The organism is Micromonospora sp. WMMA2032, assembly GCF_002688545.1.
GTDB classification, from domain to species: domain Bacteria; phylum Actinomycetota; class Actinomycetes; order Mycobacteriales; family Micromonosporaceae; genus Micromonospora; species Micromonospora sediminicola.
On the sequence record NZ_CP024052.1, the window covers coordinates 5023570 to 5045012 of the forward strand.

Annotated in this window: 19 protein-coding genes and 1 riboswitch; of the genes, 13 read left to right on the forward strand and 6 right to left on the reverse strand. The window is 74.5% G+C overall.

The features are described 5' to 3' along the window. Window positions 1–862: 862 nt before the first annotated feature. Window positions 863–1774 (reverse strand): endonuclease domain-containing protein, encoded by a 912-nt coding sequence (locus tag CO540_RS23385; RefSeq protein WP_099163640.1) that lies wholly within the window; start codon window positions 1772–1774, stop codon window positions 863–865. 118 nt (window positions 1775–1892) lie between these two features. After that, window positions 1893–2004, forward strand: a riboswitch (TPP riboswitch). On the opposite strand from CO540_RS23385, the gene thiE reads away from it, so the two are divergent. The 7 genes from thiE to thiC all read left to right on the forward strand — a co-directional run bounded on the left by thiE (window position 1999) and on the right by thiC (window position 7926). Continuing rightward, complete coding sequence (thiE, locus tag CO540_RS23390; protein WP_099163641.1) at window positions 1999–2625, forward strand: thiamine phosphate synthase; 627 nt, start codon at window positions 1999–2001, stop codon at window positions 2623–2625. It overlaps the preceding riboswitch by 6 nt. After that, on the forward strand, window positions 2619–3749 hold the full coding sequence (gene thiO / locus CO540_RS23395) for a glycine oxidase ThiO (protein ID WP_172967918.1): 1131 nt from the start codon (window positions 2619–2621) through the stop codon (window positions 3747–3749). The genes thiE and thiO overlap by 7 nt, the downstream gene beginning before the upstream one ends. Beyond that, a complete protein-coding gene (gene thiS, locus CO540_RS23400) occupies window positions 3740–3940 on the forward strand; it encodes a sulfur carrier protein ThiS (RefSeq protein WP_099163643.1) in 201 nt (66 codons plus the stop codon). Before thiO ends, thiS begins: the two co-directional genes overlap by 10 nt. 5 nt (window positions 3941–3945) lie before the next feature. Then, window positions 3946–4719 carry a thiazole synthase gene (locus CO540_RS23405; protein ID WP_099163644.1) on the forward strand — a complete coding sequence of 258 codons (774 nt, stop codon included), beginning with the start codon at window positions 3946–3948 and terminating at the stop codon, window positions 4717–4719. A 62-nt stretch (window positions 4720–4781) separates the two neighbouring features. Next, window positions 4782–5531 carry a thiamine phosphate synthase gene (locus tag CO540_RS23410; protein WP_253866769.1) on the forward strand — a complete coding sequence of 250 codons (750 nt, stop codon included), beginning with the start codon at window positions 4782–4784 and terminating at the stop codon, window positions 5529–5531. Beyond that, complete coding sequence (thiD, locus tag CO540_RS23415; RefSeq protein WP_099163645.1) at window positions 5528–6316, forward strand: bifunctional hydroxymethylpyrimidine kinase/phosphomethylpyrimidine kinase; 789 nt, start codon at window positions 5528–5530, stop codon at window positions 6314–6316. Before CO540_RS23410 ends, thiD begins: the two co-directional genes overlap by 4 nt. A gap of 17 nt (window positions 6317–6333) precedes the next feature. Further along, entirely contained in the window at window positions 6334–7926 is a 1593-nt protein-coding gene (thiC, locus tag CO540_RS23420) for a phosphomethylpyrimidine synthase ThiC (RefSeq protein ID WP_099163646.1), read from the forward strand. Window positions 7927–7965: 39 nt separating this feature from the next. On the opposite strand, the gene CO540_RS23425 is transcribed toward thiC, so the two are convergent. The 4 genes from CO540_RS23425 to CO540_RS23440 form a co-directional block, all read right to left on the reverse strand. Continuing rightward, the gene (locus tag CO540_RS23425) at window positions 7966–10623 is read right to left on the reverse strand and encodes a hypothetical protein (RefSeq protein WP_099163647.1); all 2658 of its coding nucleotides are present in this window, start codon (window positions 10621–10623) and stop codon (window positions 7966–7968) included. A gap of 75 nt (window positions 10624–10698) precedes the next feature. Continuing rightward, window positions 10699–11007, reverse strand: coding sequence for a cupin (locus tag CO540_RS23430; RefSeq protein ID WP_091570158.1), 309 nt, complete (start codon window positions 11005–11007; stop codon window positions 10699–10701). Continuing rightward, a complete protein-coding gene (locus tag CO540_RS23435; RefSeq protein WP_099163648.1) occupies window positions 11004–11954 on the reverse strand; it encodes an LLM class F420-dependent oxidoreductase in 951 nt (316 codons plus the stop codon). The genes CO540_RS23430 and CO540_RS23435 overlap by 4 nt, the downstream gene beginning before the upstream one ends. Before the next feature lie 2 nt (window positions 11955–11956). Next, window positions 11957–12802 carry an ABC transporter ATP-binding protein gene (locus tag CO540_RS23440; RefSeq protein ID WP_253866160.1) on the reverse strand — a complete coding sequence of 282 codons (846 nt, stop codon included), beginning with the start codon at window positions 12800–12802 and terminating at the stop codon, window positions 11957–11959. Window positions 12803–13089: 287 nt separating this feature from the next. Between CO540_RS23440 and CO540_RS23445 the strand changes: the two genes are divergently transcribed. Then, on the forward strand, window positions 13090–14118 hold the full coding sequence (locus tag CO540_RS23445; RefSeq protein ID WP_099163649.1) for an ABC transporter substrate-binding protein: 1029 nt from the start codon (window positions 13090–13092) through the stop codon (window positions 14116–14118). A 102-nt stretch (window positions 14119–14220) separates the two neighbouring features. Further along, window positions 14221–15063 (forward strand): ABC transporter permease, encoded by an 843-nt coding sequence (locus CO540_RS23450; protein ID WP_091570168.1) that lies wholly within the window; start codon window positions 14221–14223, stop codon window positions 15061–15063. A gap of 233 nt (window positions 15064–15296) precedes the next feature. Here CO540_RS23450 and CO540_RS23455 read toward each other — a convergent pair whose 3' ends face one another. Then, complete coding sequence (locus CO540_RS23455; protein ID WP_099163650.1) at window positions 15297–16478, reverse strand: ABC transporter substrate-binding protein; 1182 nt, start codon at window positions 16476–16478, stop codon at window positions 15297–15299. 447 nt (window positions 16479–16925) lie between these two features. Between CO540_RS23455 and CO540_RS23460 the strand changes: the two genes are divergently transcribed. From CO540_RS23460 to CO540_RS23475, 4 genes are all read left to right on the forward strand, one after another. Further along, window positions 16926–20012, forward strand: a complete 3087-nt coding sequence (locus CO540_RS23460; protein WP_099163651.1) for a sensor histidine kinase — start codon at window positions 16926–16928, stop codon at window positions 20010–20012. Then, window positions 20009–20416, forward strand: a complete 408-nt coding sequence (locus CO540_RS23465; protein WP_013288588.1) for a roadblock/LC7 domain-containing protein — start codon at window positions 20009–20011, stop codon at window positions 20414–20416. The genes CO540_RS23460 and CO540_RS23465 overlap by 4 nt, the downstream gene beginning before the upstream one ends. A gap of 64 nt (window positions 20417–20480) precedes the next feature. Then, window positions 20481–20843 carry a DUF742 domain-containing protein gene (locus CO540_RS23470; protein ID WP_030501578.1) on the forward strand — a complete coding sequence of 121 codons (363 nt, stop codon included), beginning with the start codon at window positions 20481–20483 and terminating at the stop codon, window positions 20841–20843. Further along, window positions 20824–21441, forward strand: coding sequence for an ATP/GTP-binding protein (locus CO540_RS23475; protein WP_091570183.1), 618 nt, complete (start codon window positions 20824–20826; stop codon window positions 21439–21441). Before CO540_RS23470 ends, CO540_RS23475 begins: the two co-directional genes overlap by 20 nt. Window positions 21442–21443: the final 2 nt, after the last annotated feature.

Sequence of the window (21443 nt, forward strand, 5' to 3'; positions counted from 1 at the left end):
ATCCCCGCCGGCGTGGCCGCCCTTCGGCGTGGTGGGCCGCCGGGGCGATGCGGCGTGGCCGTTCTTCGGCGTGGCCGCCCTTCGGCGTGGTGGGCCGCCGGGGCGATGCGGCGTGGCCGTTCTTCGGCGTGGCCGCCCTTCGGCGTGGTGGGCCGCCGGGGCGATGCGGCGTGGCCGTTCTTCGGCGTGGCCGCCCTTCGGCGTGGCCGCCCTTCGGCGTGGTGGGCCGCCGGGGCGATGCGGCGTGGCCGTTCTTCGCGTGGCGGCCCTCGGGCGGGCTGACCGTCCGAGTGGCGACCGTCGGCGGCCACCTTCAGCGTGGCGGCCTGCGCCGCAGCCACCCTCGGCGCGCCACGTTTCCCCTGGCGATCCACCGGCGAGTGCCGCCCCGGCTAGACACCCATGGTGTTCCACTCAGCGCCAGCGCTCACCGTGAGTGGAACGTCATGGGTGTCAAACGAGCGCTGAGGCACCCATGGTGTTCCACCCACGGCCGGTCCTGGCGGCGGGTGGAACGTCATGGGTGCCTGCGGGCGGGGCTGACGTCCGTGGCGTCTCAGGACCGAGGAGCGCTACGACCGCCCGGACGGCGTCGACCTGGCCCGCCTACTGCGGGGCGGGGGCCGATGGGCGGGGCGGGCCGATGGGCGGGGCGGGGGCCGACGGGCGGGGCGGGCCGACGGGCGGGGCGGGGCTGACGGGCGGGGCGGCACGTCGGGCGGAGGCGGGCGTCGGGCTGGGCCGAGGAGCGGGGCGGCGCGCCGGGCGTCGGGCCGGGCCGAGGGGCAAGGCGTTCGGGCGGGGCGTCGGGCGTGGCGTTCGGGTGTGGGCGCTTGGGGGCGCGGCGCGTGGGGACACCGGGTCAGTGCGGCGGTGCGGTGGTGAGGCGTTCGGCGAGGGCCTGGCGGACCAGGGCGACGGTGGCGTCCGGACGGCGCAACACGTCGTCGGCGGTGAACCGGAGCACCACCCAACCGGCCGCGCGGAGCGCGTTCAGGCGCGCCACGTCGCGGCGGAAGTGAGCCCGCTCGCGGTGGTGGTCGCCGTCGTACTCGATCGCGAGGCGGAGCGCCGGCCAGGCCAGGTCGACCCGGGCCACGAAGTGCCGGCCCGCGCGTACCTCGTGCTGGGCGACGAGCGGGCCGAGGCCGGCGTCGAGGAGGAGCAGCCGCAGGCGGGTCTCCATCGGGGACTCGCTCGACGGCTCGGCCAGCGCCAACACCTCGCGCAGCAGCGGAGCGCCCGGCCAGCCCGGTCGGTCGGCGGCGTAGACGCGCACGGCGGGCAGCGTCACCACCCGGCGGCGTAGCAGCGCGTCGAGGGCGACCAGCGCGTCGACGCGTGCCCCCTGCCGACCCAGGTCGAACGCGGTGCGCAGGGTGGTGGTGACGGGGAGCCCGCCGAACCGGGTCCGATCCCGGTCGGGCAACGGAGACCGGGCGACCGACAGGCGTGGGTGCGGGCGCAGCCGGGCGGGGCGCGGCAGCAGCACCGTCACGGGCGCGTCCCGGCCGAGCAGGTCCACCCCGAACATCCAGGCGGCGCTGCGTCCCGCCAGCGCGGCACCCGGCGGCAGGCGCAACGCCACCGCCTCGCACCACATCCGGTGGTCGTCGGCGCGGTGGGCGTCGCGGTGCACGTACACGTCAGGCAACAGGCGGATCCATGTCGGCCCGCGCAGCATCGTCCAGGTCAGCAGCCCTTCGGAGACGGCACGGCTGCCCCGGAACGGCAGGATTGCCAGGCGGCGCGGGACCCGGACGGGAACGGACATCCCGGCAGCGTGTCGTGACGAGACGGTCACCCGTGGTCCCGGTACGGCATGTGGACGGTTCCTGGGAAAAACGTCACCCGGTCTTCCGTCCGACGGGGAGGCGTCGTACGGTAGGCCGCAAGTGACCCACGGGAGCCCGGTGTGGACCGGGCTGAGAGGGGGGCTGGGAGCCCCCGACCGTCGAACCTGATCCGGGTAATGCCGGCGCAGGGAGGAGCGTTGCCGTGCCGTCCTTGGGACGACTGCATCTCATCACCGACACCCGGCCGGGGCGTGACCCGCTCGCCGTGCTGCGCGCCGCCCTGCCCGTGGCGGGTGCCGATCTCGTCGTGCAGGTCCGGGTGGAGGACGACGCCACCGACCGGGAGGCGTACGAGCTGGCCCGCCTGGTGGTCGACGCCTGCCGGCCGTACGGGGCGCGGTGCCTGGTCAACGACCGGTTGCACGTGGCGGTGGCGGTGGCCGCCGGCGGGGGCCACGTCGGGGCGGACGACCTGCCGGTCGCCGCCGCGCGCCGGGTGCTCGGCCCGGACGCCGTGCTCGGCGCCACCGCCCGTGAGCCGGACGGCGCCCGAGCGGCCGTCGCCGCCGGCGCGAGCTACCTGGGCGTCGGCCCGTGCCACGCCACCGCCACCAAGTCCGGCCTGCCCACGCCGATCGGCCCGGCGGGGGTACGCGCCGTCGCCGGGGCGGTGGACGTGCCGGTGATCGCCATCGGCGGGGTGACCGCCGCCACCGTGCCGGCGCTGCGGGCCGCCGGGGCGTACGGGGTGGCGGTGGTGGGGGCGGTCAGCGGGGCGGCCGACCCGGCCCGGGCCACCGCCGAGCTGCTCGGTGCGCTGACGTGTTAAGCAGGGACCCTTCCTCTACCGGAGGCGTTAACAGGGGGCCCTTCCTTACCGACGTGGCGGTGGTGGGTGGCGGGCCGATCGGGTGGGCGATCGCGTGGCGGTGCGCCCAGCGCGGGCTGCGCGTGGTGGTGTACGACGACCGGCCCGGGTCGGGTGCCTCCTCGGTGGCCGCCGGGATGCTCTCGCCGGTCGCCGAGGCGTACTTCGGGGAGCACGAGCTGACCGGGCTGCTGGTCGCGTCCGCCGCCCGCTGGCCCGCGTTCGCCGCGGAGCTGACCGCGGCGAGCGGCGTCGACCTCGGGCATCGCACCGAGGGCACGCTCGTCGTCGGGCTCACCGCCGACGACCTGGCCGAGGCGCGGCGGCTGTGGTCGTACCAACAGGGTCTGGCACTGCCGATCACGCCGCTGCGCCCCTCGGAGCTGCGCGACCGCGAGCCGGCGCTGGCCACCCGGGTGCGCGGCGGCGCCGTGGCGCCCGGCGACCACCAGGTCGACCCACGCCGGCTGGTCACCGCGTTGCGCGCGGCGGCCGGGCGGGCCGGCGTCGCGCTGCGGCCGGTGCGGGTCGGCGCGCTGTCCGAGGTGGACGCCCCGGTCACCGTGGTCGCGGCGGGCTGCGGCGCGGCGGCGCTGACCGGCCTGCCGGTCCGGCCGGTCAAGGGCCAGGTGCTGCGACTCCGCGCGCCCGCCGGCGGCCCGCCGGGCTTCCGGCACGTGATCCGGGGGTACGCCGACGGCGAGGCGGTCTACCTGGTGCCCCGGGACAGCGGCGAGGTGGTGGTCGGCGCGACCGTCGAGGAGCGCGCGGACACCGAGGTCACCGCCGGAGGCGTGCTGACGCTGCTGCGCGCCGCCACCGAGCTGGTGCCGGAACTCGTCGAGTACGAGCTGGTGGAGGCCGTCGCCGGGCTGCGCCCCGGTACACCGGACAACGCCCCGGTCGTCGGGCCGCTGCCCGGCCTGCCCGGTGTGGTCGTGGCGACCGGCCACCATCGGCACGGCATCGTGCTCACCCCGGTCACCGCCGACCTGGTCACCGAACTGATCGTCACCGGCGAGCCGGATCCCGCGCTCGCCCCCTTCACCCCGGACCGCTTCGGGAAGGAACGCACGTGGAACTGATCGTCAACGGCACCGGCCGGACACTGCCCGAGGGCGTCACCGTCGCCGAGGTGGTCCGCACCGTCACCGACCGGGAGCGCGGCCTCGCGGTCGCGGTGAACGGCGAGGTGGTGCCGCGCGGCGGCTGGCCGTCGAGCGTGCTGCGCGACGGCGACCGGGTCGAGGTCCTCAGCGCCACCCAGGGTGGGTGAGGCGGATGTCCACGTTGGAGATCGGCGGGGTCGGGTTCGGCTCCCGGCTCGTCCTCGGCACCGGCGGCGCGGCCAACCTGCACGTGCTGGAGCAGGCGATCCGCGCCTCCGGCACCGAGCTGGTGACACTGGCGCTGCGCCGGGTGGACACCACGCCAGGCGGGTCGGGCGGCCTGCTGGACCTGGTGGAGCGGTGCGGCGTACGGCTGCTTCCCAACACGGCCGGCTGCCGGACCGCCGTCGAGGCGGTGAAGACCGCGCACCTGGCCCGGGAGGCGTTCGACACCGACTGGGTGAAGCTGGAGGTGATCGGCGACGAGCGCACGCTGCTGCCCGACGGGGTGGAGCTGCTGCGCGCCGCCGAGGAACTCGTTGCGGACGGGTTCACCGTGCTGCCGTACACCTCGGACGATCCTGTGCTGGCCCGGCGGCTGGCCGACGTGGGGTGCGCGGCGGTGATGCCGGCCGGGTCGCCGATCGGCTCCGGTCTGGGCATCGGCAACCCGCACCACATCCGGCTGATCCGGCAGGCCGTCGACGTTCCGGTGGTGCTCGACGCGGGCATCGGCACCGCCTCCGACGCCGCGCTCGCGATGGAGCTGGGCTGCGACGCGGTGCTGCTGGCCAGCGCCGTGACCCGGGCCGCCGACCCGGTGGCGATGGCCACGGCGATGCGGTACGCGGTCGAGGCCGGCCGCCTGGCGTACGGCGCGGGCCGCATCGCCCGCCGCTTCCACGCCCTGGCGTCCACGCCGGACGAGGGACGGCCCGACCTGTGACCGCCGTACGCGCTGCGGATCTTGGTACGGATGCGCCCCTGGAGGGGCGGCCCCGTACCAAGATTCACGCCGCCCCGACCGGGGTCGTGGTGCTGACCGATCGGCGGGTCGCTCGGGGGGCGCTCGTCGACGTGGTCGCGGGTGCCGTGGGCGGGGGAGTGCGGTGGGTGGTGCTGCGGGAGAAGGACCTGCCCCGCGCCGACCGCCTCGCGCTCGCCGTCGACCTGCGCGCGATCCTCGCCGAGGCAGGCGGCACGCTCGTCGTCGCCGGACCGGACCCGCTCGACGGGGACGCGGTGCATCTGCCCGCCGCCGGCCCGTACCCGCCGCCCGCCGTCGGACTGGTCGGCCGCTCCTGCCACGACACCGCCGAGCTGGCCCGGCTCACCACCGAGGACTACGTGACGCTGTCCCCGGTCCACGAGACAAGGACAAAGCCCGGCCACGGCCCGGCACTGCGCCCGGACGGGTTGCGCAAGCTGATCGCGGTCAGCCCTGCGCCGGTGCTCGCCCTCGGCGGCATCGAAACCCCGGCTCAGGTCACCGCATGCGTCGAGGCGGGCGCCGCCGGCGTAGCCGTGCTGGGCGCGATCATGCGCGCCGACGACCCGAGAGAAACCGCCACCACGCTGGGCAGAGCCTTCCAGGAGGCGGCCACCCACCTTGTCACCAGCCCTGCGCGTCCCGGCGAACGTCCCCACGAGACAGGGCTGCGGCCGACCGTGACCACGGAGGGATCAAGCCTGACCGCCCGGAGTGGGCACGGTCGGCCGCAGCCCTCAACCGCAACCACCGGAGAAGGAAAGCAGTGACGCCAGACACGATCCTCACGATCGCCGGCTCCGACTCCGGGGGCGGCGCCGGCATCCAGGCCGACCTGAAGACGTTCGCCGCGCTCGGCGCGTACGGCACGAGCGTGCTCACCGCCGTCACCGCGCAGAACACCCGGGGCGTCGACGCGGTCCTGCCGCTGCCCCCGCAGACCGTGCGCGACCAGCTGGACAGCGTGCTCGGCGACTTCGACGTCCGCGCGGTGAAGACCGGAATGCTCGGCACCCCGGCCGTCGCCGACGCGGTGGCCGGTGCGGCCCGGGCCGGGCGGCTGCCGCACCTGGTCGTCGACCCGGTGCTGGTCGCCACCAGCGGGCACCGGCTCGGCGTGGTGGAGGCGGTCGAGCGGCTGCTCCCGTACGCCGAGGTCGCGACGCCGAACTGCGCGGAGGCCGCGGCCCTCACGGGAGGCCCGGTGGGCACCGTCGAGGAGATGGTCGCGGCGGCCGAGGCGCTGGCGGCGCGCGGACCGGCGTTCGTGGTGGTGACCGGCGGTGACGTGGACGCGGCCGGCGAGTCGGTGGACGTGCTGGCGGGCGGGGGGACTACGCGGCTGCTGCGCGCGCCCCGGGTGGACACCCGGCACAACCACGGCACCGGTTGTTCGTTCGCGGCCGCCGTCGCGGTCCGGTTGGCCGCCGGCGACCCGGTGCCGGTCGCGGTGGAGGCCGCCAAGGAGTACGTCACCCGCGCGCTGACCGGCGCGCGGAGCTGGGAGCTGGGCGCGGGTCGCGGCCCGCTGGACCACTTCGGCTGGTCCGCTTGACCGACAGGGAGGCTGTCATGCAGGCACGTCGCAAGGTGTACGTGGAAGGGTCCCGGCCGGACGTCCGGGTGCCGTTCGCCGAGGTGGCGCTGACCGGGGACAACCCGCCGGTCCGGCTCTACGACACCTCCGGCCCCGGCTCCGACCCGGAGGTCGGGCTGCCCGCGCTGCGCGGGCCGTGGATCACCGAGCGCGGCGACGTGGCGCCGGTCCGGGGCGCCGGCACCCCGCTGGCCGGGGTGGACGGGAAGCGGCCGACGCAGCTCGCGTACGCCCGGGCCGGGATCGTCACCCCGGAGATGGAGTTCGTGGCGATCCGGGAGTCGGTGGCGCCGGAGTTCGTCCGGGACGAGATCGCGGCCGGGCGGGCGGTGCTGCCGTTGAACGTCAACCATCCGGAGTGCGAGCCGGCGATCATCGGCAAGGCGTTCCTGGTCAAGGTCAACGCCAACATCGGCACCTCGGCGGTGACCTCGTCGGTGGCGGAGGAGGTGGAGAAGCTCACCTGGGCGACCCGGTGGGGCGCGGACACCGTGATGGACCTGTCCACCGGTAAGCGGATCCATGAGACCCGCGAGGCGATCGTGCGCAACGCCCCGGTGCCGATCGGCACCGTGCCGATCTACCAGGCGCTGGAGAAGGTCGGCGGCGACCCGGTGAAGCTGAGCTGGGAGGTGTTCCGCGAGACGGTGGTCGAGCAGGCCGAGCAGGGCGTCGACTACATGACGGTGCACGCCGGGGTGCTGCTGCCGTACGTGCCGCTCGCCGTGGACCGGGTGACCGGCATCGTCTCCCGGGGCGGCTCGATCATGGCCGCCTGGTGCCTGGCGCACCACGAGGAGAACTTCCTCTACACGAACTTCGCCGAGCTGTGCGCGATCCTGGCCCGCTACGACGTGACGTTCTCCCTCGGCGACGGCCTGCGCCCCGGGTCCATCGCGGACGCCAACGACGAGGCGCAGTTCGCCGAGCTGCGCACGCTCGGCGAGCTGACGAAGGTCGCCTGGGAGCACGACGTCCAGGTGATGATCGAGGGCCCGGGGCACGTGCCGATGCACAAGATCAAGGAGAACGTCGACCTCCAGCAGGAGTGGTGCCACGAGGCGCCGTTCTACACGCTCGGTCCGCTGACCACCGACGTCGCGCCCGCGTACGACCACATCACCTCCGCGATCGGCGCGGCGATGATCGGCATGTTCGGCACCGCGATGCTCTGCTACGTCACGCCGAAGGAGCACCTCGGGCTGCCGGACCGGGACGACGTGAAGGCGGGCGTGATCGCCTACAAGATCGCGGCGCACGCGGCCGACCTGGCCAAGGGGCACCCCGGCGCGCAGGCGTGGGACGACGCGCTGTCCAAGGCCCGGTTCGAGTTCCGCTGGGAGGACCAGTTCAACCTGGCGCTCGACCCGGAGACCGCGCGGGCCTACCACGACGCGACGCTGCCGGCGGAGCCGGCGAAGACCGCGCACTTCTGCTCGATGTGCGGGCCGAAGTTCTGCTCCATGAAGATCACCCAGGAGTTGAAGGACTACGCGGCGCGCGGCATGCGCGGCAAGTCCGAGGAGTTCGTCGCCTCCGGTTCCCGGGTCTACCTGCCGCTGGCCTGAGCGTTTCCGGGGCCGGGGCTCTCCCCGGCCCCGGAGGGCTCAGTCGCGGTGGTGCCGGCCGGTCCGCAGCGAGCGGGCGTCGTCGGCGTTGTCGTCCGAGGCGAGACCGGCGACCCAGTCGACGTACTCGTCGTCGGTCGTGGCGTCCGGCTCGGCCGTACGGTCTGCCGGATCGGGCTCGCCCTTGGCCCGGTTGCGCCGGAACAAGCCCCGCCGGGCCCTGGTCTTCCCGCCGACTGCGTCGGCGTCCTCCGGGTCGGCGTGCCGCCCCCGCTCCCCGGTCGGGTCCGGCTCGGCGCCGTCCGGAACGGGACCGGGCTGCGCCGGCACGGTCGTGTCGGCGGCGGTCCGGGGCGGCTCCGGGACGGTCGGGCCGGCGGGCCGGGCGTTGGTGGCCAGCGCGTCCCAACCGGTGCTCCGGCCCGGCTCGGGCAGTCCCTGGTGCCGGGGGCGGGGGGCCGGCTCGGCGCGGGCGGCCCGGTCGTCGCCGTCCCGGCCGGTGGCCGGCCCGCCCGGCCCGCTCGCGCTGTCCGGACGCGTCGGCCGGCTGGCGATCGGCCAGGCCGGTCGCACCTCGCCCGGCCGTTCGGCGACGTCCTCGAAGATGGGGAACCGGGGCCGGGGCGACGGGGGCGCGGCGGGCGGGCCGGCCGGCTCGGCGTCGTCGAAGAAGAAGCTCCGGGCGCGGGCCAGCTTCGGCTCGACCGGTGACTCGACGGCCGGCGGGACGATCGGCATGTCCGCGCCGCCCGGCTTCTCCGTGGCGGCCGGCGTTCCCGTGGCGGCCGGCGCCGGGTCGGTCGGTGTCGGGCCGGTCGGTGTCGGGCCGGGCGGCGCCGGGTCGGGCGGTGTCGGGTCGGGCGGTGTCGGGTCGGCGGTGTCGCGCGGGGCGGAGGCGGTGGCCGCGGCGATCGGGCCCGCCGGCGGGCCGTCCCCGGCCGGTGGCGTGGTGGCGGACACCGGCGCGGCGTCGCTCCGGCTGGTCCGGGAGGCGCGCGTGCGGCGCGACCGGGTGGGCCGGCCGGTGCCCTCGTCACCCGGAACGGCGGCGTCCACCGCCGGTACGGCGGCGTCGCGCGTCGGGCTCCGCGTCGCGTCGGGTGCCGTGACCGGCTCGGGCGTACCGCTCTCGGCGGCGGGGGTGTCTCCGGTCGGCGTCCGGTCGTCGGTGGACCGCTCGGCCGCCCGGCCGCGTCGTGCCCGCGCGGCGCGTGCCGGGGCGGGGGGCGTCTCGGCCGGGCGGGGGGCGGACGCCGCCGGGTCGGTCCGCGGCTCCGGTTCCGGCTCGACGGCCCCGCTGGTCGAGGCGGTCGCCCCGCCGGTGGCCGTCGGCGCGTCGGCGGCCGGGCTGCCGCCGGTCGCGGTCTCCGCGACCGCCGGGGCCGGCTCAGTGACCGGGGCCGGCGCGGTGGCGGTCATCGGCGCGGCGGCGGCATCGGTTCGGGGACGCGGTGGGGTGTCGGTCGGGTCCGGCCCGGCCGACGGCTGCGGCCCGGGCCGGCCGGCGGCCAGCACGTCGATGGCCGAGGTCCGCCGGCCCGGGGACAACAGGCCGGACACCGGGCGGGTGCGGGCGTGGTCCTCGTCGTCCGGCTGGCCCGACCCGGTGGGTGGCCCCGGAACGGCCGGCTGCTCCGGGGCGACGTGCCGAGGGCCGGGGGACGCGCCGGCGGAGCCGCCGGTCTCTGGCCAGTCCCAGTGCGCGGGTGCGGGCCCGCCGGGCGCGGCCGGGGACGCCGCCGCGCCGGTGGCCGCGACGGTGGTGCCGGTGGCCGAAGCGGCGCCAGTGGTCGTGGGCGGCAGCGGCGCCAGGATGTCGGTCGGTTCCACGGCGTCGCCGGCCGCGCCGATCGGCCGGGGGAGCACGGTGGTGGCGGTCGAGCCGAGCGCTCCGGCGACGACCGCGATCAGCGCGCCGTAGTAGGGCGCGAGCTGGTAGCGGTCGGTCGCGGTCCCGGGGCCGGCGGTCAGGTAGGCGAAGGCGACCAGCACCGGGCCGGCCGCCCCGGCCGCACCGCCGACCAGCGGCGGGTGCCCGGCCCGCCGGGCCAGCACGCCGACCGCGCCGCCCGCGAGCAGGGCCAGCACCGGCAGCAGCAGCATGGCCAGCCGCTGCGCCGCGGCCGGGTCCAGCCAGGACGGTTCGAGGACCCCCAGCCGTACGGTGGCCAGCGGGCGGTTGGCGACGATCGTCGGCGCGACGGAGAGCAGGGCGAGCAGCCAGACGATCCCGGCGGTGCCCGCGACGCCCCAGCCGAACGGCGGCTTGAGCAGCACGGCGATGGCCGCGCCCGCGCCCACCACCGCGCCGAGGGCGGCGCATATGCCGGCGGCCCACACCGGGTCGACCGAGCCGCCCAGTTCGGCGGCGCGGGCCGGCTGCATGCAGAGCGGGGCGACCACGATCGCGCCCAGCGCGCTGACGCCGGCGACGGAGAGCAGCTCGGTGGTGCCGGCGGGGACCTCGTCCCGGCGGGCGAAGCGCTCGGTGAGGACGGCCCCGGCGACCGTGGCGACCGCGGCGAACCAGCCGACCCAGGCGAGCTGGGCGGGCCACCGGTTGACCGAGGCGTCGACGAACGCGCCGTCGAGTCGGACGACGCCGAAGCCGTACGCGATGCCGAGCTGGCCGGCACCGGCCAGCACACTCACCCCGAGCGCCGTGAGCAGCAGCCTGCCCCACGTCCGAAAGGCCATGTCGGGCACGTTACGGCCCGGTGCCGCCGATCGCCACCTTGCCGCCGCGCGGCGCGGCGAACCCCGTCGGCGTGGCTACGTCAACTCGACCAGACGGGCGAGGTAGGTGGTGTCACCGACGTTGGTCAGCATGTGCACCGCGCCCGGGTCGCGGTAGACCACCCCGCCGGTGGGCTCGTCGGCGTCGATCGTGACGCCGTCGATCGTCTGCACCACGTTCTTCGCTCCCTGGACCGCCACCACCAGGTACGGGTGGTCGTGCCGGTGCAGCGGCTGCCGCTCGCCCGGCTCCAGCCGGATGTGCCAGACGCGTACCCGGTCGTTCTCGAAGACGATCTCCTGGCCCACCGGGCCGAGTTCGGGTTCGGCGGAGAGGTCGGTCATCGTGGTCCGTCCAGTTGGGGGAGCACCTCGGCAGCGATCAGCTCCACGTGGTCGAGGTCGTCGAAGTCGATCAGCCGCAGGTGGACCCGGGTGGTCCCGACCGCGGCGAACTCGCCGAGCCGGTCGACGAGCTGGGCCGGGGAGCCGACCACCGGGTCCTCCGGCGGGAGCGCGCTGGTGACGTGCAGCGGCGCGGCCCGGCGCCGTGCCTCGGCGTCGGTGCGTCCGATCGCCACCACGACGCCGGCGGAGAGCGTCAGGGGCGCGCGGCCGGAGGCGTCGCGGCCGGTGCGGTCGCACGCCTCGCGGACCCGCTCGTACGCGGCGGCCGTCTCGGCGACGCTCTTGAACGGCATGTTGAACTCGTCGGCGTACCGGGCGGCCAGCTCGGGGGTGCGCTTCGGGCCGCGGCCGCCCACGATCACCGGCGGGCCGGGCTGCTGCACCGGCTTGGGCAGCGCGGGCGCGTCGGTCAGGCGGTAGTGCTCGCCGGTGAAGCTGTACGTCTCGCCGAGCGGGGTGCGCCACAGCCCGGTGACGATCTCCAACTGCTCGGCCAGGCGGTCGAACCGCTCGTTGACCGGCGGGAACGGGATGCCGTAGGCGGTGTGCTCGCGCTCGAACCAGCCGGCGCCGATGCCCAGCTCGACCCGGCCGCCGCTCATCCGGTCGACCTGGGCGACCATGACGGCCAGCGGTCCGGGCAGGCGGAAGGTCGCCGAGGTGACCAGCGTGCCGAGTCGGATCCGGGAGGTCTCCCGGGCCAGCGCGGCGAGCGTGAGCCAGGCGTCGGTGGGGCCGGGCAGCGCCGGCTCGTCTCCCATGGCCCGGTAGTGGTCGGCCCGGAAGAAGCCCTCGAAGCCGGTCTCCTCGACGAGCCGGGCGAACCGGAGCTGGTCGTCGTAGTCCGCTCCGCGGTGGGGTTCGGTGAAGACCGAGACCCGCATGGTCACCGTCCTCCCGCCGCCGCGGCCCGCGGCGGCGTCTCGGTCGACGCGGCCGGCGGGTCCGCCGGGCCGGCCGACGCGGGTACGCCCGGGGCGTCCCGCTCCATCAGCAGTTCGTGCAGCTCGGCGCTGATCCGCGCGACGTCGGCCAGGTGCGCGTGCCGGCCCAGGGTGCGGGGCCGGGGCACGGCCACCTCGACCACCTCGCGGATCCGGCCGGGGCGGGGGCTGAGCACGACCACGCGGTCGGCCAGCAGCACCGCCTCGTCGATCGAGTGGGTGACGAAGACGATGGTGGCCTTCGTGTCCATGTGCACCCGCTGCAGCTCGCCGGAGAGCTCCTCCCGGGTCAGCGCGTCGAGCGCGGAGAACGGCTCGTCCATCAGCATCACCCGAGGCGAACCGATCAGCGACCGGCAGAGCGAGACGCGTTGCTGCATGCCGCCGGAGAGCTCGTGCGGCAGGCGCTTCTCGAAGCCGCCCAGCCCGGCCATCTCCAGCAGCTCGCGGGCCCGGTCGCGGTGCTTGGCCCGGCTCCAGCCGAAGATCTCCACCGGCAGCAGGACGTTGTCGAGCACCGTGCGCCAGGGCAGCAGGGCCGGCCGCTGGAACAGCATGGCCACGTCCCGCCGCGGCTTCGTGATCGGCGTGCCGGCGACGGTGATCTCGCCGGCGGTGACCGGCAGCAGGCCGGCGATCATGCGCAGCAGCGTGGACTTGCCGCAGCCGGACCGGCCCAGGACGGCGACGAACTCACCCTCGGCGACGTCGAGGTCGATGCCGCGCAGTGCCTCCACCCGCCCCGAACGGCCGTCGAAGGTGCGGGACACCCCGGACAGTCGAATCATCTCCCGCCGGCTCCCTTCCACCGTCGTCGCGAACGTGAGCCGGGCTAGCGTAGCGGGGATCGTGCTTATAGCACCGTCCGGGGTGGACGTCAGTCCGCTTTCCGTCACGCAACTTCGTTTCCTTTCCGCAACCCGGACGGTTGCGGCGCGTCATCAGCCTTCTCGTACGCTGTTGCGCGCGAAGAGTCCCCTCACGACGGTCCAGTCGGCTGCCCCTCCTGCCGACCCCGTCGGACCCACGACCCGACCGGCGAAGAAGTCCTGGTCGGAAAGGACATGGTGCACTGATGAGAAGGTTGACCCGTACGGTCGCCGCCGCGGCGCTGGCGACCGCCCTCGCCCTCGTCGGCGGCTGCAGCAGCGACTCGGACAAGTCCGAGGGCGGCGGCGGCAACGGCGCGGCGCTGGAGAAGGTGACCTACCTCACCTCGTTCGGCAACTTCGGCCGTGACTCCTACGCCTGGGTGGCGAAGGACAAGGGCTTCTTCAAGGAGGCCGGCTTCGACGTCGACATCAAGCCCGGCCAGGGCACCGGTTCCGTCATCCAGACCGTCACCGGCGGCCAGGCCGACTTCGGCCCGATCGACCTGACCGGTGGCATCCTCCAGATGGGCAACGGCCAGGCCAAGGACTTCGTCGCGGTGGCCGCGATCCAGCAGCGCACCATGGCGGCCATCGTCACGGTCGAGGGCAAGAACATCGCCACCCCGAAGGACCTCGAGGGCAAGAAGCTCGCCGACACCCCGACGTCCGTCGTGCGCAACCTCTTCCCGACGTACGCCCGGCTGGCCGGCATCGACGGCAGCAAGGTGACCTGGGTCAACGGTGAGGCGCAGGGCCTGATCGGCATGCTCGGCTCGGGTTCGGTGGACGGCATCGGCCAGTTCGTCGTCGGCCAGCCGACGGTCGAGGCGGTGGCCAAGAAGAAGCCGGTCGTGCTGCCCTACAGCAACGTGATGCAGGACCTCTACGGCAACGCGCTGATCACCTCCACGAAGATCGCCAAGGAGAAGCCGGAGATGGTCAAGAAGTTCACGGCCGCTCTGCTCAAGGGCCTGGAGTACTCCCTGGAGCACCCGGAGGAGGCGGGCGAGATCCTGAAGAAGAACGTGCCGGCCGCGAACCCGGCCGCGTCCGCCGCGGAGCTGCAGCTGATGGCCGCGTACGTACGGTCGAGCAACTCCGGCACCGCGATCGGCACGCTGGACAGTGGCCGGGTGGCCAAGAGCATCGCGCTGCTGCAGGGCGCGGGCGCGCTCAAGCAGAACCTCACCCCGGACCAGATCATCGACTTCAACCTCGCGCCGAAGGCCTGACCGGTCGGCTCGGGTCACGGGGGTGCGCCCCGCCGGAACACCCGGTGGGGCGCACCCCCTTCGCGTGCCGGTCGTCCCGACCGGCCGAGAGAGGAGGACACGTTGACGCAGTTGACCGAGGCCCGGCCGGGGGCGCCGGAGGAGCCGGCCCCGACCGCGCGGCCCCGCCGCGGCCCGGCGGTACGCCCGGCGGCGGTCGGGTTGCCGGCGCTGGGGCTGGTCATCGCGGTGGCCGCCTGGTGGCTGGTCACCTCGGGGCTGCACCTGGTGCACCCGGTGGCGTTGCCGCCGCCGCAGGACGTGGCCCGCTCGCTGGCCGCCACCACCGACGTGCTGCTGCCGGCGCTGGGCATCACCACCTGGATGACCCTCGCCGGCTTCCTGCTCTCGGCGGCCGTCGGCGTGCTGATCGGGATGGCGCTGGCCGCGTCCCGCCGGGTGGAGCGGATGTTCGCGCCGCTGCTGGTGGCGGTGAACGCGGTCCCGAAGATCGCCTTCGGGCCGCTGCTCGTGGTGGCGGTGGGCTTCGGGCAGAAGCCCATCCTGACGATGGTGTTCCTGCTCTGCTTCTTCCCGATCGTGCTCTCCACCGCCACCGGGTTGACCACCACCCCGGCCGACCTGGCGGAGCTGGGCCGGTCGCTCAACGCGTCCTGGTGGCAGTCGTTCCGCAAGGTCCGTTTCCCGGCCGCCCTGCCGCAGATCTTCGTCGGCCTCAAGGTGGCCATGCCGCTGGCCGCGATCGGCGCGGTGATCGGGGAGTTCTACTCGGACCGGCCCGGCCTGGGCTACCAGATCCTGCAGTACAACGGCGTCGGCGACACCGCGACCGCCTGGGCGGCCATCGTGCTGGTGGCGCTGATGAGCATCGTGCTCTACGCGGTGCTGAGCCTGATCGAGCGCCTCGCCCTGCCCTGGGTCCGGGCCACCACCTCCGCCCGCTGACCCCCGGAAGGACCCACCGTCGACCAAGGCCGGCCCGACCCCACCCCGCCGACCGGGAACCCGCCCCGTCGACCGAGAACCCGACGTCGACCGAGGGCACCGACAGATCGAGCACAACCCACGGTCGGCGGCCGACCACGACAGGTGTGGCCCCACCGCAACCGGCGTAGGGATCAAGCCTGACCGCCCGGAGCCGGTCGCGGTGGGGCCACACCCCCACCGCGACGGAGAACTCAGCCGGCGAGCCGCCAGCGACCACCACGAGCGACAAGCGTCGTCAACGCCTGCGGCATCAGCCCGGAGTGGTTGTCCGGGGTCATCCGGATCGGCCCGGAGAGGCCGTCGAGCTGCGAGGTCTCCAGGACGTCGCGCAGCGCGTCCCGGTTCACCTCGCCCGGCTTCCCGCCGGCGCGCTGCTCGGCATCGGCGATGAGCTGCACCGCGTCCGCGGCGAACGAGGAGAAGCCGTTGTAGCCGCCGAACCGGGCGGTGTAGTCCTGGAACCACTGCCGGCGGGCGGCCTTGGCCGGGGTGGTGGCGATGACGTCGTCGATCACCATCGTCTGGGTGAAGATGAGCGTGGCCTGCTCGGTGGAGCGGGCCGACGGGCCGAGGAACAGGTCACCGGCGGCCGAGGCGTCGAAGAAGAACGAGCCGCCGAACTTGCTCTGCCGCGCGGTGGTGGCGGCCAGCGTCGCCTGCTCCGGCGTGGTCCAGAGGACCAGGGCCTGCGGCTTCTTGGCGATCAGGTCGCTGATCTGGGTGCTCACCTCGGTGTCGGTGGTGCGCACCGACTCGGCGCCGACGAGCCGCACCGTGGTCTTGTCGAACTCGCGCTTCAGCGCGGTCAGCCCCTCCTGGCCGTAGCCGTCGGCGCTGTGCAGCACGGCCACCTTGCGGATCTGACGCCGGCTCAGCTCGGTGGTGAGCACCGCCGCGCTGTCGGCCGCATTCGGCGCGAGCTTGAAGACGTATCGGCGCTGGCCGACCGGCTCGGTGACCGCGCCGGCGGAGGCGAGCGCGATGGTGGGAATGCGCTTGTCGCCGATCGTGCGGGCGGCGCCGACGGCGCATTCGTTGCAACTGCCCATGATGACGGCGCTCACCTGTGCGTCACCGCTGAAATCGTTGATGTTCCGCAAGGACTCGGCCGCGTCCGAGCGGTTGTCCTTCACCCTCAGCTTGATCTGCCGGCCACCCAGCGCGCCCGAGGCGTTCAACTGGTCGACCTTCAGTTCCAGCGCCCTTTGGTAGACCTTGCCGATCGGCGCGGAAGCGCCGGAGAGTTCGAGGTCGGCGGCGATCACGATCGGGCTGGTGTCCTGCGGTTCCCCGCCGATCCCACAGCCGGTGAGCGTGGTGGCCAGCACGGCCGATGCGAGCACCGCGATGCGCGCGGAGCGGATGGGGCTCAACTCAGTCCTCCAGGTGCGGCGCGGGTCGACGCCCGATCACCGCCGCTCGTCCGTCCTCAGTGGAGGAACGGGATTGGTGTGCCGTACGGTGTGCGCGAAGCCTGCAAAACCTTGCCAATGCCGGGCCCTGTGGTCAAGCGCGGCTGCCGGAAGCCGTTTCGGGACGCTCATCCCACATGCTGGGGACACGAAACGTTAACCGACAATTACTGCCCAGATGCGCGTGACCACTCTGGAGTGACATCCCCTGTTCAGGGGGTTGGAGAAAAGAAGGTATTAGGTGATCGGATCTCGGGTTGAGTCGACCCCGACCGTTTCCTGCCTCACTGCGGCTTCCCAAACAGGATCTCGTCTGATGAAATCGCGGCCGTGCCGCGCGTGGCGCTGGCCGCTGCACCAGGCACGGGTCAGCGGGTCGCGCGTGGAAGAAACGACGGAGGCGATGTCGTGAGCACCGGACCTACGACCCTGCCCGGGAGCCCCAACGCCGAACAGCGGAACCGGCGACGGCGCCTGCCCAGGCTGCGGGACGCGCGGATCCGCTCCAAACTCGCCCTCATCCTGGTAGTTCCGGTCGCCGCTGTCATCGCACTGGCAACTATCCGACTCATTTCCGTGGGCCAGGGCGCGTACGAGGCGGACCAGGTCCGCGCGCTCACCGCGGTCTCGGTCGACGTCTCGGCGCTCACCCAGGACCTGCACAAGGAGCGGATGGCGGCGGCGGCCTTCCTGGCCGATCCGGAGCAGAAGCCCGACGACTACAACCTGCGGGTGCGCCGCACGGACGAGCGGATCGCGGCGTATCGCGAGGAGCGCGACAAGCTCGGCGACGTGTCGGCCGCGATCCGGGACCGGCTGAAGGTGATCGACGACCACCTGGCCACGCTCAACGGCACCCGCCAGGAGGTGCTCGACCGCCTGCAGATGCCGGTGGCCGAGGCGAGCCTGCGCTACGGGATCGTCCTCGACGACCTGGTCTCGTACGGCGACGCGCTGGCCCAGCAGCCCGGCGCGGAGAGCCTCGCCGACGCCCGCCGGGCGGTGGCCGCGTTCGCCCACGCCAAGGCCGAGGTGGCGGAGGAGCAGGCGGTCGCGTTCACCGCGCTCGCCGCCGGCGGCCGGATCGACGAGGAGCAGTTCTCCTCCTTCGTCGCCACCCTGACCGGCCAGCAGGAGGCGCTGCTCGCCTTCTCCCGGGCCGCCGCGCCGGAGCAGCGGGGCCTGGTGGACCGCACCGTCTCCGGCGACGCGGTCCAGCTCGCCGACCGGGTCGCCAACGACCTGTCCCGGTCGGTCGGCAAGCCCACGCAGGTCACCCGGGACGAGGCGTCCGCCGCCATCGGCGCGGTCGACGACCTGATGCGGTGGGCGGAGATCCAGCTCCTGGACGAGCTGCTGGCCGACGCCGACGCGGTGCGCGCGGACGTGATCCGGCAGGCCTTCGTGGAGAGCCTGCTCGTGCTGCTCACCCTGGCCGTCGCCGTCACGCTCGCGGTGGTGCTCGCCCGCTCGCTCAACGACTCGCTGCGCCGGCTGCGTGAGGGCGCGCTCTCGGTGGCCAACCACGACCTGCCGGACGCGGTGAGCCGGCTGCAGAACGTCAACGCCATCGGCGACGGCGGCGTGGACGAGATCGTCCAGCAGGTCCGGGACCCGATCAAGCTGTCCAACCGGGACGAGGTCGGCCAGGTGGCGGTGGCCTTCAACGTGGTCCACCGCGAGGCGGTCCGGGTCGCGGCCGAGCAGGCCGCGCTGCGCACCAGCGTCTCGGCGATGTTCCTCAACCTGGCCCGCCGCTCGCAGAGCCTGGTCGACCGGATGATCGGCGAGCTGGACGCGATCGAGCGCGGCGAGGAGGACCCGAAGCGGCTGGCCCAGCTCTTCGAGCTGGACCACCTGGCCACCCGGATGCGCCGCAACGACGAGAACCTGCTGGTCCTGGCCGGGGCCGACTCGGCGGTGCCGCGCCGGGACGACGCGCTCCTGGTCGACGTGCTGCGTGCCGCCCAGTCCGAGGTGGAGCTCTACAACCGGATCGAGTTCGGCACCGTCGACACCGACATCTCGGTCGCCGCGCACGCCGTCAACGACGTGGTCCGTCTGGTGGCCGAACTGCTCGACAACGCCACCCGGTTCTCGCCGCCGAACACCTCGGTGGTGGCCGACGGTCGCCGGATCCGCGACTACGTGCTGATCCAGATCGAGGACCGGGGTCTCGGCCTCAGCGACGAGCAGCTCGACTCGCTCAACCGACGCCTGGCCGCGCCGCCGACCGTCGACGTGGCCGCGTTCCGGCTGATGGGTCTGGCCGTGGTCAGCCGGCTCGCCTCCCGCTACGGGATCCGGGTCGAGCTGCGCCGCAACGTCGAGGGCGGCACGGTCGCCCAGGTGACGCTGCCGAACCCCACCGTGGTGCTGCCGGTCAACCGGGGCCAGGCCCCGCTGACCCGGCCGCGTCAGCCGCTCGCCGTGGAGCAGTCGCCGCTGAGCCAGGTCGGCGCCGCCGACGCGCTGGCCGGCGCCGGCCGGGGCGCCACCGCGACCCTCGCCGACCAGTGGCGCGGGGCGACCACCCCGCCGCCCGCCCGCTGGCAGGCCCCGGCCGAGGCGCGGGACACCGCCGCGCCGGTCGTGCAGCTCGGCGGGGCGACCGGCGCGATGCCCACCGTCTCCAGCCCGGTCGCCGCCGCGCCGACGACCGCGCCCACGTCGGTGTCCGGCGCCGGCTGGTCGGCGGGTGGGCCGACGGTCGCGTACCCCGCGCTGGACCCGCTGCCGCAGCGGACGCCGAGCAGCGACACGGCCGCCACCGCGGCGCCGCCGGCCTACCAGCCGCCGGCCGTGCCGCCGCCGGCGGAGCCCACCCCGGCCGCACCGGTGGTGGCCCGGCCGGACAAGCCGGCCGAGGCGCCGATATTCCGGGAGATGGAGGCGGTCTGGTTCCGCTCGCACGGAGAGGACGAGACCACCATCTTCACCCGGCCCCGGTTCGACGAGCCGCCCGCACCGACGCAGCCGGCGGCGCCGTCACCCGCACCGGTGCCGCCCGCCGTGCCGGAGCAGGCCGCATCGATGCAGCCGGCCGCCGCAGCCCGGCCGCCGCTGCCCACCCGCACCCCCGGCGCCCAGGCGTCCGGGATCACCACGCCGCCGCCGTACAGCCCGCCGGCGGTGCCGCCCACCCGGCCCGCCGCGGCGGCCCCGCCGCCGGCGAACCCGGTGTCGCCGGCCCCCGCGCCCGCCTCGCCCGTCGACCCGGAGGCCTGGCGGACGGCGGCCGACGAGGGGTGGACCCGGGCCAGCCGGGCCGCGGAGCCCACCACCGGCGGCACCACCCGCTCCGGCCTGCCCAAGCGTGTGCCGCAGGCCCAGCTCGTGCCCGGTGGGATCGAACCGAAGAGCGGGCGGGACCGCAGCCGACGTACCCCGGACGAAGTGCGGGGGCTGCTCTCCGCGTACCACCGCGGCGTCCAGCGGGGCCGTACGGCCGGCGCCGACCCGAACAGCACCTCGACCAAGGAGACGAACCGATGAACAGGCCGGCTGCCATGCAGGACATGGGTTGGCTGCTCACCAACTTCGCCGACAGCGTGGCCGGCATCGCCCACGTGGTGGCGGTGTCCGCGGACGGGTTGCTGCTCGCCTCCTCCCGGGACCTCCCCGGGGACCGGGCCGACCAGCTGGCCGCGATCACCTCCGGCGTGGTGAGCCTGACCGAGGGCGCGGCGCGGATGTTCAGCGCCGGCGGGGTGTTGCAGACCGTGATCGAGATGGACAGCGGATACCTGTTCCTGATGTCCATCAGCGACGGCTCATCGATGGCCGTGCTCGCGGCCCGCAGCTGCGACGTCGGTCAGGTGGGCTACGAGATGGCACTGCTGGTGGAGCGGGTCGGCCAGGCGTTGGTCCCGTTGCCGAGGGACGCCGTCCGGTCCTGACCGGGCCGGTCGACCTGGTGATCCGGAGCCGCTTCGGCTCCGTACGAGGGGAGGTGATCGCGAGTTGGAACCGCGACGTGATCCGCGTGGCGCGCTGGTGCGACCGTACGCGGTCACCCGGGGCCGCACCGAGCCGTTGCAGAACATCGCGCTCGAGGCGGTGCTGTCCAGCACGCCCACGCAGTCGGCCGAGGCGCGCTTCGCCGGGCACGACAAGTACCGCATCTCCTCGGTCTGTGAGGGCCGGGCACAGTCGCTGGCGGAAATCGCCGCTTACACCCGGATGCCGCTGGGCGTCACCCGGGTGCTGGTCGCCGACATGGTGGCCGAGGGCCTGCTGACGCTACACACTGCCGCTCCCGCGACGGGCTTCGCGGCGCGCATGAACCTGCTTGGAAGGGTGCTAAGTGGACTTCGCGAACTATGACCCCGACGGGGCGAACCGCGGCCGGGAGATCATCTCCGCGAAGATCGTGATCGCGGGCGGCTTCGGGGTGGGCAAGACCACCCTGGTCGGGGCGATCTCCGAGATCCAGCCGCTGACCACCGAGGCCCTGATGACCGCGGCCGGGGTGGGCATCGACGATCCGTCGAAGGTGCCGGGCAAGGAGACCACCACGGTCGCCATGGACTTCGGGCGTATCACCATGGCCGAGGACCTGATCCTCTACCTCTTCGGCACCCCCGGCCAGACCCGGTTCTGGTTCATGTGGGACGAGATCATCCGGGGCGCGGTGGGCGCGGCGGTGCTGGTGGACACCCGCCGGATCACCGACGCGTTCGCGCCGCTGGACTACTTCGAGAACCGCAAGCTGCCGTACGTGGTGGCGCTGAACCGCTTCGACGACGCGCCGCACTACGAGCTGGAGGAGATCCGGGAGGCGCTGGCCATCTCGCCGGACGTGCCGCTGGTGATGTGCGACGCCCGCCGGCGGGAGTCGGTCAAGCAGGTGCTGGTCACGGTGGTGGAGCACGCCATGCTCCGGCTCCAGGCCGAGCACGGCTTCCCGGCCTCGGTCGGCTGAGA